11 protein-coding genes are annotated in these 10,714 nt (G+C 68.3%); 7 read left to right on the top strand and 4 right to left on the bottom strand.

The features are described 5' to 3' along the window. The first annotated feature begins 118 nt into the window (after positions 1 to 118). The 6 genes from accB (at position 119) to purH (ending at position 6,058) form a co-directional block, all read left to right on the top strand. Positions 119 to 580: an acetyl-CoA carboxylase biotin carboxyl carrier protein gene (accB, locus tag FEF15_RS15120; protein ID WP_163560002.1), complete on the top strand. Its 462-nt coding sequence runs from the start codon at positions 119 to 121 to the stop codon at positions 578 to 580. A 25-nt stretch (positions 581 to 605) separates the two neighbouring features. Continuing rightward, entirely contained in the window at positions 606 to 1,946 is a 1,341-nt protein-coding gene (gene accC, locus FEF15_RS15125) for an acetyl-CoA carboxylase biotin carboxylase subunit (protein WP_163560003.1), read from the top strand. Between the two features lie 73 nt (positions 1,947 to 2,019). Further along, positions 2,020 to 2,934 (top strand): 50S ribosomal protein L11 methyltransferase, encoded by a 915-nt coding sequence (prmA, locus tag FEF15_RS15130; RefSeq protein ID WP_163560004.1) that lies wholly within the window; start codon positions 2,020 to 2,022, stop codon positions 2,932 to 2,934. Positions 2,935 to 3,005: 71 nt separating this feature from the next. Continuing rightward, on the top strand, positions 3,006 to 4,061 hold the full coding sequence (dusB, locus tag FEF15_RS15135) for a tRNA dihydrouridine synthase DusB (protein ID WP_163560005.1): 1,056 nt from the start codon (positions 3,006 to 3,008) through the stop codon (positions 4,059 to 4,061). Continuing rightward, a complete protein-coding gene (gene fis, locus FEF15_RS15140; RefSeq protein WP_240454192.1) occupies positions 4,058 to 4,408 on the top strand; it encodes a DNA-binding transcriptional regulator Fis in 351 nt (116 codons plus the stop codon). Before dusB ends, fis begins: the two co-directional genes overlap by 4 nt. Positions 4,409 to 4,474: 66 nt before the next feature. Next, positions 4,475 to 6,058, top strand: a complete 1,584-nt coding sequence (gene purH / locus FEF15_RS15145) for a bifunctional phosphoribosylaminoimidazolecarboxamide formyltransferase/IMP cyclohydrolase (protein ID WP_163560006.1) — start codon at positions 4,475 to 4,477, stop codon at positions 6,056 to 6,058. Positions 6,059 to 6,170: 112 nt separating this feature from the next. Here purH and FEF15_RS15150 read toward each other — a convergent pair whose 3' ends face one another. From FEF15_RS15150 to folE, 3 genes are all read right to left on the bottom strand, one after another. Beyond that, on the bottom strand, positions 6,171 to 7,631 hold the full coding sequence (locus tag FEF15_RS15150; protein ID WP_163560007.1) for an NAD-dependent succinate-semialdehyde dehydrogenase: 1,461 nt from the start codon (positions 7,629 to 7,631) through the stop codon (positions 6,171 to 6,173). Between the two features lie 83 nt (positions 7,632 to 7,714). Continuing rightward, the gene (gene folX / locus FEF15_RS15155; RefSeq protein WP_163560008.1) at positions 7,715 to 8,125 is read right to left on the bottom strand and encodes a dihydroneopterin triphosphate 2'-epimerase; all 411 of its coding nucleotides are present in this window, start codon (positions 8,123 to 8,125) and stop codon (positions 7,715 to 7,717) included. Positions 8,126 to 8,189: 64 nt separating this feature from the next. Then, on the bottom strand, positions 8,190 to 8,747 hold the full coding sequence (folE, locus tag FEF15_RS15160) for a GTP cyclohydrolase I FolE (protein ID WP_163560009.1): 558 nt from the start codon (positions 8,745 to 8,747) through the stop codon (positions 8,190 to 8,192). A gap of 276 nt (positions 8,748 to 9,023) precedes the next feature. On the opposite strand from folE, the gene FEF15_RS15165 reads away from it, so the two are divergent. Further along, complete coding sequence (locus FEF15_RS15165) at positions 9,024 to 9,590, top strand: hypothetical protein (RefSeq protein ID WP_163560010.1); 567 nt, start codon at positions 9,024 to 9,026, stop codon at positions 9,588 to 9,590. A gap of 44 nt (positions 9,591 to 9,634) precedes the next feature. On the opposite strand, the gene FEF15_RS15170 is transcribed toward FEF15_RS15165, so the two are convergent. Further along, positions 9,635 to 10,621, bottom strand: coding sequence for a serine/threonine protein kinase (locus FEF15_RS15170; protein ID WP_163560011.1), 987 nt, complete (start codon positions 10,619 to 10,621; stop codon positions 9,635 to 9,637). Positions 10,622 to 10,714: the final 93 nt, after the last annotated feature.

Raw genomic sequence — 10,714 nt, forward strand, 5'->3', positions numbered from 1 at the left:
GCTCAACACGGCCGATAGCGCAGGCAATATGCGACATCTTGCTGCGATCTATCCAAAGCCGGCACGGGTTAACAGCGCCCGGGAGCACCGACATCTACCCACCGATCGAGACAGAGCCATGGATATCCGCAAGGTCAAGAAGCTGATCGAGCTACTCGAAGAATCCAACATCAGTGAAATCGAGATCCAGGAAGGCGAGGAGTCGGTACGCATCAGCCGCCACCCCAATGGCGTGAGCTGGCCGCCGGCCACCATGCCGCAGCCGGCCGTCGCGACCCAGCCCGCCACCCAGCCTGCTGCGACCCCGACGGCCGAGCCGGAGCGCGAAGCGCCCGCCGAACCCCAGGGCCATTCCCTGAACTCGCCCATGGTCGGCACCTTCTATCGCAGCCCGGCACCCGGCGCCAAGCCCTTCGTGGAAGTGGGCCAGAGCGTCAAGAAGGGCGAGACGGTCTGCATCGTCGAGGCCATGAAGATGATGAACCAGATCGAGGCCGATCACGACGGCGTGATCGAGGCGGTCCTGGCCGAGGATGGCGAACCGGTCGAGTTCGACCAGCCGCTCCTCATCATTTCTTGACACCATCGACACGGGCGGATCCATCATGCTGGACAAGGTACTCATCGCCAACCGCGGCGAGATCGCCCTGCGCATCCTGCGGGCCTGCAAGGAACTGGGCATCAAGACGGTCGCGGTGCACTCCAAGGCCGACCGCGAACTGATGCACGTGCGCCTCGCCGACGAAGCGGTCTGCATCGGACCGGCGCCCTCGGCCCAGTCCTATCTCAATATCCCCTCGTTGATCAGCGCTGCGGAGGTCACCGACTCCAGCGCCATCCACCCCGGCTACGGCTTTCTCTCCGAGAACGCCAACTTCGCCGAGCAGGTGGAGCGCTCGGGCTTCGTGTTCATCGGCCCCCAGGCCGAGACCATTCGCCTGATGGGCGACAAGGTAAGCGCCATCGAGGCCATGAAGAAGGCCGGCGTGCCCACGGTGCCCGGCTCCGACGGCCCGCTGGGCGACGACGAGGGGGACATCGTCGCCACCGCACGACGCATCGGCTATCCGGTGATCATCAAGGCCGCTGCCGGCGGCGGCGGGCGCGGCATGCGCGTGGTGCACACCGAGGCGCACCTGCTCTCGGCGGTCACGGTGACGCGCACCGAGGCCCACTCGGCCTTCGGCGACGGCACCGTCTACATGGAGAAATTCCTCGAGCACCCGCGCCACGTGGAGGTGCAGGTCATCGCCGACGGCCAGGGCAACGCCATCCACCTCTTCGACCGCGACTGCTCCCTGCAGCGCCGTCACCAGAAGGTACTCGAGGAAGCTCCGGCGCCGGGCATCGACCCCGAGGCGCGCGCCAAGGTACTCGAGGCGTGCCGCGAGGCGTGCGTCGAAATCGGCTATCGCGGCGCCGGCACCTTCGAGTTTCTCTACGAGGACGGCCAGTTCTTCTTCATCGAGATGAACACCCGCGTCCAGGTGGAGCACCCGGTCACCGAGATGGTCACCGGCGTGGACATCGTCCGCGAGCAGTTGCGCATCGCCTCCGGCATGCCGCTCTCGATCTCGCAGGAGGAGGTCACGCTCAACGGCCACGCCTTCGAGTGCCGGATCAACGCCGAAGACGCGCGCACCTTCATGCCCTCCCCGGGCAAGGTGACGCTCTACCACCCGCCGGGCGGGCTGGGCGTGCGCATGGACTCCCACCTCTACACCGGGTACAGCGTGCCGCCCCACTACGACTCGCTGATCGGCAAGCTGATCACCTGGGGGCCGAGCCGCGAGACCGCCTTGGTGCGGATGCGCAACGCGCTCGACGAGCTGCTGGTCGAAGGCATCAAGACCAACATCGACCTGCACAAGGACCTGGTGCGCGACGGCCACTTCCAGCAGGGCGGCGTGAACATCCACTACCTGGAGAAGAAGCTCAGCGCCTGAAGCGGCGCCGGCATCGACTCCCGCGGGGTGGCCACGGCCACCCCGCTTGCGTTCCCCACACCCCGGAGGCCCCATGCCCTGGCTGCAACTCAAGGCGCGCGTCGCTCCCGAGCAGGCGGAACTGCTCGAGGAGCTGCTGCTCGCCGAAGGCGCCACCGCCATCACCCTGCAGGACGCCCACGACGACCCCGTCTTCGAGCCCGAGCGCGGTACCACGCCGCTGTGGGACGAGACCGTGCTCACCGGCCTCTACGACGACCTGGAGGGCCTGGAGGCAATGCGCGAACGCCTCGCCGCGGCCTGGGCCGAAGCGCTGCCCGGCGAGCCCTGCCCGACCATCGAGCACGAACTCGTCGCCGACCGCGACTGGGAGCGGGAGTGGATGGAAGACTTCCAGCCGCTGCGCATGGGCGAGCGGCTGTGGATCGTGCCCAGCTGGCACGCCCCGCCCGAGCCCGATGCCGTCAACCTGCACCTCGACCCGGGGCTGGCCTTCGGCACCGGCACCCACCCCACCACGGCACTGTGCCTGGAATGGCTCGACGCCCTGGCGGTGCGCGGCGCGCTCGCGGGGCGCGAGGTGCTCGATGTCGGCACCGGCTCTGGCATCCTCGCCATCGCCGCGCTCAAGCTGGGTGCAGCGCACGCCACCGGGACCGACATCGACCCCCAGGCGCTCACGGCGAGCCGCGACAACGCCGAGCGCAACGGCATCGCTGACAGCGCCTTCGCGCTGCACTATCCGGAACGGCTGGCGGCCGAGCGCGCCTTCCCCCTGGTGCTCGCCAACATCCTGGCCGGCCCGCTGGTGGAGCTTGCGCCCATGATCGCCGGGCATGTCGCCCCGGGCGGCCGCCTGGCCCTCTCCGGCATTCTCGAGAGCCAGGCCGAGGAGGTCCGCGACGCCTATGCCGCCCAGGGCCTGGCGATGGACGAGCCCGCACTGCGCGAGGGCTGGGTGCGGCTCACCGGCCGGCGCGACCGTTGAGCGAGCAGCCGCCTTCACCATTATCGGCCGGGGGCGTATGATATGCCCCCCGCACGCCACCAGGCCCAACCATGCCCGACAGCCGCCCCCTACCACAGATCGGCCGCCACCGTCTCGCCAACCGGGTGATCCTGGCGCCCATGGCCGGCGTCACCGACCGCCCCTTTCGCCAGCTCTGCCGGCGACTGGGCGCGGGCCTGGTGGTGGGCGAGATGGTCACCGCCGACCCGGCGCTCTGGCACACCCGCAAGTCGCGCCAGCGCCTCGACCATCGCGGCGAGCCGGGGCCACGCAGCGTACAGATCGCCGGCGGCGACGCCGCCATGCTGGCCGAAGCGGCGCGCCTCAACGTCGAGCAGGGCGCCGAGATCATCGACATCAACATGGGCTGCCCCGCCAAGAAGGTGTGCAACAAGGCCGCGGGCTCGGCGCTGCTGCGCGACGAGGCCCTGGTGGGCGAGATCCTCGAGGCGGTGGTGGCCGCGGTGGACGTGCCGGTCACGCTCAAGATACGCACCGGCTGGTGCGCCGCGAGCAACAACGGCGTGCGCGTGGCGCGTCTGGCCGAGGCCGCCGGCATCCAGGCCCTGGCGGTGCACGGCCGCCACCGCCAGCAGCGCTACAGCGGCACGGCCGAGTACGACACCATTGCCGCCATCAAGGCCGCCGTGAGCATTCCGGTGTTCGCCAACGGCGATATCGACTCGCCGGAGAAGGCCGCCGCCGTTCTCGACTATACTGGGGCGGATGCCGTGATGATCGGCCGAGCCGCCCAGGGCAACCCCTGGATCTTCCGGGAGATCGACCACTACCTGCGCCACGGCGGACGGCAACCGCCGCCGCAGGACAGCGAGCGCGCCACGCTTCTGCGCGACCACCTGAGCGAGCTGCACCGCTTCTACGGCAACTACATGGGGCCGCGCATCGCCCGCAAGCACCTCGGCTGGTACCTCGCCTCGGACTGCCGCTTCGACGCCCGCGAGCAGCGCGAGCTGCGGGCGGCGTTCAACGCACTGGAGCAGCCCGACGCACAGCATCGTTTCATCGATGACCTCTTTCGCTCAGGGCCGACGTCGTCTCCTCACGCCGTCGCCCCGCGGACAACGCATGGAATCAGTGCCGCATGAACCGTCACCCCATCGAACGTTCCATCTCCCCCTCGCTGGAGGACGACCAGGCTGCTGCCGGCCTGGCCACGCCCGGCGACACCGCGAACTCGCTGGCCGAGGAACCCGCCACGCTGGGCGAGAGGCCCTTGCGCGAAGCGGTGGACGCGGCCATGCGACGTTACTTCGATCACCTGGATGGCGGCATCGTCACCGATCTCTACAGCATGGTGATGGCCGAGGTCGAATCGCCTCTACTAGCCGCCGTGCTCGACTACACCCAGGGCAACCAGACCCGCGCCGCCGAGATTCTCGGCCTCAACCGCGGCACCCTGCGCAAGAAGCTCAAGCAGCATGACCTGATCTGAGCGGCGGCGGCCAAGGGTCGCTCCGCCCTGTCCCCCATCCTTTCCACTACCACGACGAGTTGCACCATGGCCGACACCCCCCGTCCCCAGCCGATCCGACGCGCGCTGATCAGCGTCTCCGACAAGCACGGCATCGTTGACTTCGCCCGCGAACTCGGCGCGCGCGGCGTCGAACTGCTCTCCACCGGGGGCACCTATCGCCTGCTCCAGGAGCACGGCATCGCGGTGACCGAGGTCTCCGAGCACACCGGCTTTCCCGAGATCATGGACGGCCGGGTCAAGACGCTGCATCCCAAGATCCACGGCGGCATCCTCGGCCGCCGCGGCCAGGACGATTCGGTGATGGCCGAGCACGGCATCGACCCCATCGACCTCGTGGTGGTCAACCTCTATCCCTTCGCCCAGACCGTGGCCAAGCCCGACTGCACCCTCGAGGACGCCATCGAGAACATCGACATCGGCGGCCCCACCATGGTGCGCGCCTGTGCCAAGAACCATGCCCACACCACCATCGTGGTGGACAGCGGCGACTACGCCCGCGTGCTGGACGAGATGACGAGCCGCGATGGCGCCCTGTCCGATGCGACCCGCTTCGACCTGGCGGTGAAGGCTTTCGAGCACACCGCCGGCTACGACGCCGCCATCGCCGACTACCTGGGCAGCCGCGTGCCGGGCGGCGAGGACGGCTTCCCGCGCACCTACAACCTGCAGTTGGTCAAGAAGCAGGCCATGCGCTACGGCGAGAATCCCCACCAGGCGGCGGCCTTCTACGTCGAGGCCGCCACCCGCGAGCCGAGCGTGGCCACCGCCGACCAGCGCCAGGGCAAGCCGCTCTCCTTCAACAACGTGGCCGATACCGACGCCGCCCTGGAGTGCGTCAAGAGCTTCAGCGAGACCGCCTGCGTGATCGTCAAGCACGCCAACCCCTGCGGGGTAGCGGTGGGCGGCAGCCCCCGCGAGGCCTACGACAAGGCCTTCGCCACCGACCCCACCAGCGCCTTCGGTGGCATCATCGCCTTCAACGTCCCGCTGGACGGCGAGACCGCCCGCGCCATCATCGACCGCCAGTTCGTCGAGGTGATCATCGCCCCGGGGGTCGAACCGGCCGCCGCCGAGATCGTTGCCGAGAAGCCCAACGTGCGCCTGCTCGACATCGGCGAGCACTGGCCCGGCAAGCGCGAGCATGCCCATGATTTCAAGCGCGTCACCGGCGGGCTGCTGGTTCAGGACCGCGACCTGGGCATGGTGGGCCGCGACGAGCTCACCGTGGTCACCGAGCGAGTGCCCTCCGAACAGGAGATGCGCGACCTGGCGTTCGCCTGGAAGGTAGCCAAGTACGTCAAGTCCAACGCCATCGTCTACGCCAAGGAGGGTCATACCATCGGCGTGGGCGCCGGCCAGATGAGCCGCGTCTACTCGGCGAAGATCGCCGGCATCAAGGCCGCCGACGAGGGCCTCTCGGTGCCCGGCTCGGTGATGGCTTCCGACGCTTTCTTCCCGTTCCGCGACGGCATCGACGCCGCCGCGGCGGCGGGCATCACTGCAGTGATCCAGCCCGGCGGCTCGATGCGCGACCAGGAGGTGATCGACGCCGCCAACGAGGCGGGGATTGCCATGGTATTTACCGGGATGCGCCACTTTAGGCACTGAGGCGCGAGGCGCGAGGCGCGAGGCGCGAGCAGTCTAGGCTTGCTACAGAATAACCCCCACCGGGCGTGTTGCCCGATGGGGGGTTGTTTTGGCTGAGACGCGAACCTCGAACCTAGGATCCCAGATCGATGCACAGGTACTTGGTTTCGAGGAACTCCTCCAGCCCCTGGTGGCCGCCCTCGCGGCCCAGCCCGGACTCCTTGACCCCGCCGAAGGGCGCGGCGGCGTTGGAGATCAGCCCGCAGTTGATGCCCACCATGCCGTACTCCAGGGCCTCGGCGACGCGCCACACCCGCCCCAGATCGCGGGAATAGAAATAGGAGGCGAGCCCGTACGGAGTATCGTTGGCCATGTGCACCGCATCTTCTTCGTCCTCGAACGGGAATACCGCGGCCAAGGGACCGAACGTCTCCTCCTGGGCCACCTTCATGTCGCGCGTGGCGAAGCTGATCAGCGTCGGGGTGAAGAAGTTGCCGCCCAGGGGGTGCGGATGCCCCCCCAGCAGCAGCTCGGCCCCCTGATCCACGGCATCGTGGACGTGCTCGCTGACCTTGGCCACGGCGCGGTCGTCGATCAGCGGGCCGATGTTGATGTTGGGCTGCATGCCGTCGCCCACCTTGAGCTCGCTGTTCATGGCCACGGCGAGCTTCTCGCAGAAGGCGTTGACCACGCTGGACTGCACCAGGAAGCGGTTGGTGCACACGCAGGTCTGGCCGCCGTTGCGGAACTTGGCGGCCATGGCGCCCTCCACGGCGGCGTCCAGGTCGGCATCCTCGAAGACGATGAAGGGGGCGTTGCCGCCCAGTTCCAGCGAGATCTTCTGCACGTGCTGCGCCGCCTGCGCCATCAACTGGCGCCCCACCTCGGTGGAGCCGGTGAAAGTGATCTTGCGCACCAGCGGCGACTCGGTGAGCGCGGCGGCGATCTCGGCGGCGCGCCCGGGCACCACGTTGAACACCCCGCGCGGTATCCCCGCACGCTCGGCGAGCAGCGCCAGTGCCGTGGCGGAAAAGGGCGTCTGGCTGGCCGGCTTGACCACGAAGGTGCAGCCGGCCGCGAGCGCCGCCCCGGCCTTGCGGGTGATCATCGCCGCCGGGAAGTTCCAGGGGGTGATGGCGCCCACCACGCCCACCGGCTGCTTGGTGACCACGATGCGCTGGTTGGGCTTGGCGGCGGGGACCGTCTCGCCATAGACGCGCCGCGCCTCCTCGGCGAACCAGCGCAGGAAGCTCGCCGCGTAGGCGATCTCGCCGGCCGCCTCCTTGAGCGGCTTGCCCTGCTCATAGGTCATGATCATGGCCAGGTCGTCCTGATGTTCGAACATCAGGTCGTGCCACTTCATCAGGATGTCGGCGCGCTCCTGGGCGGTGAGCCCCTTCCAGGCCGGCAGGGCCGCATCGGCCGCGGCGATGGCGCGCTCGGTCTCGGCCCGCCCCAGCCGGGGGACGTTCCCGAAGGCCTCACCCGTGGCCGGATTGATCACGTCGATCTGCTCGCCGCTGTCGGCAGCGACCCAGCTGCCGTCGATGTAGGCGAAGGGACAGTAAAGCTGCGTTTCCTTGAGGGCTTCCATGGGGGTCTCCCGGCCGCCGGGCGGCCTTGTTGACGATTTATCTTCCATGCTAAGCGTAATGCCCCTCGCACACCAAGTCGCCCTCAGCGGCTGCGACGCGGTTCGCGGCTGGCAGAGAGGGTGATGGAGACCGAATCGGCGAAGCGCAGGGCGTGGGGCTTGTCGATCTCGACCTGGGCGGTGAGCACCGGTTCGTAGGACATGATCAGGTCGAGCACCTCGCGGGTCAGGCGTTCCAGCAGCAGGAAGCGGCCCTCCTCCACATGGGCGATCACCGCCTTGGTGATGGTGCGGTAGTTGAGCGCCTGCTCGATATGGTTGAAGGCCACCGCCTGGTCGGCTCGGTAGCGGATCACGGCGTTGATCACCACGTCCTGGCGGTTGTTGGTCTCCTCCTCCTTGATGCCGATGTAGGTGCGCAGGCGGAGGTTCTTGATGCGGATCGTCGCCAGGTCGTGGTCGAGGTGCTGGTCATCGAGGGCGTGAAGCGCCATGGGCGGCCTCCCAGAGAAGCGGTGGTAACGGGCTCGGCGGAATCGAGGATGGCGTGACGACGTTTCATCGCCCGCTGACCAGGGTGAGAAACTCCTGACGGGTGGGTTGGTTCTCGCGGAAGGCGCCCAGCATCACCGAGGAGGTCATGCTGGAGTTCTGCTTCTCCACCCCGCGCATCATCATGCACAGGTGGCGCGCCTCGATCACCACGGCCACCCCGCGAGCGTCGGTCACCTGCTGCACCGCCTCGGCGATCTGGCGCGTCAGGTTCTCCTGGATCTGCATGCGGCGGGCATACATGTCGACGACACGGGCGAATTTGGAGAGCCCCAGCACCTTGCCATTGGGCAGATAGGCGATGTGGCACTTGCCGATGAACGGCAGCAGATGGTGTTCGCACATCGAATAGAGCTCGATATCCTTGACCAGCACCATCTCGTCGGTCTCCGAGGCAAAGACCGCGCCGTTGACGATCTCCTCGAGGCGCTGGGTATAGCCGCGATTGAGAAACTGCATGGCCTTGGCGGCCCGCTTGGGCGTATCGCGCAATCCTTCCCGATCGGGATCCTCGCCCAGTTCGTGGATGATCTGGCGGAAGTGGTTGGCGAGTTCTTCTGTCATGGTCAGGCCCCGTGGCAGTAGCGAGCGTTTTGCCGGAAGCGGGCACAAAGACCCAGCCACCAACTGTACAAGATCTACACTAATATATATGCGTGTACAACAATTACCCGATTGAGACCCATTCTAGCGCAAGCGTGCCCCGCCCGCCGACTGCGACTGGCACCCGCGTAACATCCCTGCGACGATGCGCCCGCTGCCGGCCCAGCGGGCCCTATGGTAGACTGATGGCCATCGTTTCACGGCGCCTGGCGCCGCCCGCTTCAGTGAGAGCCCGCGATGATCAAGACCCCTACCGCGCTGTTGACCGCCATTGGCCTGGGACTGCTGGCCCTGCCGACCGCCGCCCTGGCCGACACCCTGACGCTCCCCGCCGATGCACAGGTCGCCGTGACCGTCATCGACCGCATTGCCCTGGACGACCAGGAGGGGCAGCGCAACGACATCCTCATGCACCCCGTAAGCGGCCACGCCGAGGCCAGCCACACCCTGCCCGAGTACTGCGTGCTGGTGGGCAATGCCCGCCTCGACGGCCAGCGCATCCAGGTCACCACCGATGCCCTGACCTGTATCGAGACCCAGGGAGGGGACAGCGCGATCTATACCGGCGAGCTCTCCGCCGCCGCCTACGCGAGCGACGGCAGCTACGGCATCGCGGCAGAGTGTGACGGAGCGCGCTGCGAACTCGCCCCCGACACCCCCTTCCTGCTGCAGCTCGCCGAGGCGCTTACCCTTGAGGAGCAGCCCAATCCCTCCGCGGAGATCAACGAACAGCGGCGCCAGGCCGACGGCGAGGGCGTTGCCAACCCCATTCCCAGCGACGCGCCCGACCCGAACGTCGACTGACGCACCGCACCTGGGCGCGCCCGGCGATGCGCGGCGGGGCGCGCTCAGGCCAGCCAGCGCGGTGCGCGCTCCAGCACCTGGCGCTGCTGCTCCAGCAGGCGGATGTGCCCATCCCAGTAGGCCGAATCCGCCAGCCAGGGAAAGGCCGGCGGAAAGGCAGGATCCTCCCAGCGCGCCACCAGCCAGGCGCTGTGGCGCATCAGCCGCAGAGTGCGCAACGCCTCGATGAGGCGCAGCTCGGCGCGGTCGAAGTCACGATGCTGCTCGTACCCCTCCACCACCTCCGAGAGCTGCATCTGCCACTCCGCCTCGTGCTCGGCGGTGAGCAGCATCCACAGGTCCTGCACGGCCGGCGCCATCAGGCAGTCGTCGAAGTCGACCAGGGCGAAGACCTCGTCGCGCCCCAGGATGTTGCCCAGGTGGCAGTCGCCGTGGACGCGGATTGCCCGTTCGTCCGCCCAGGCATGGGGCGCCAGGGCGCTCAGCAGCGCCTCGCTGACCCGCGTGTAGGCGCGCCGCTGATGGCGATCGAGCCAGCGGCTCTGCAGCACCTGCTCGCTGGCGTGGCGTGCCATGGGCACCAGCGAAAGGCGACCCCGCGACTGGAAGCCGGCACGGGCCCCCACCGCATGCACGGCGCCAATCAGCTCCCCCAGGGCAAAAAGGTGCGCCGGGTTCTCCAGTTCGGGCGCCTGGCCAGGCAGGTGCGGGAACAGCGCCAGGCGAAAGCCCTCGGCCCGGTGCAGGCTCTCCCCGTCGACAGCCTGCCAGGGCGCGGCCACGGCCACGCCCGCGGCGACGAGCTCATGGAGGAAGGCGTGCTCCTCACGGATCTCGGCATCGCTCCAGCGTCCGGGACGGTAGAACTTGACCACCCAGCGCCGCCGCTCCTCGTCATGGACCAGGAAGACGCGGTTCTCGTAGCTGTTCAGGGCGAAGGGCTCGCCGGGCAGCCAGAAGCCCAGCGACTCCACGGCGGCAACCACGCGGGCGGGGGACAGCTCGGCGAAGGGATGAGACGAGGCTGGCATGAGGTGCTCCCGGCAGATGACCGCTGCCATGCTATCAGCAAAAATCCGCGTGAACCCTCGCCCACTCGGGCTGGGAGGTAAGCGGGGGCCGCG

The organism is Halomonas sp. NO4, assembly GCF_010994375.1.
GTDB lineage: Bacteria > Pseudomonadota > Gammaproteobacteria > Pseudomonadales > Halomonadaceae > Halomonas.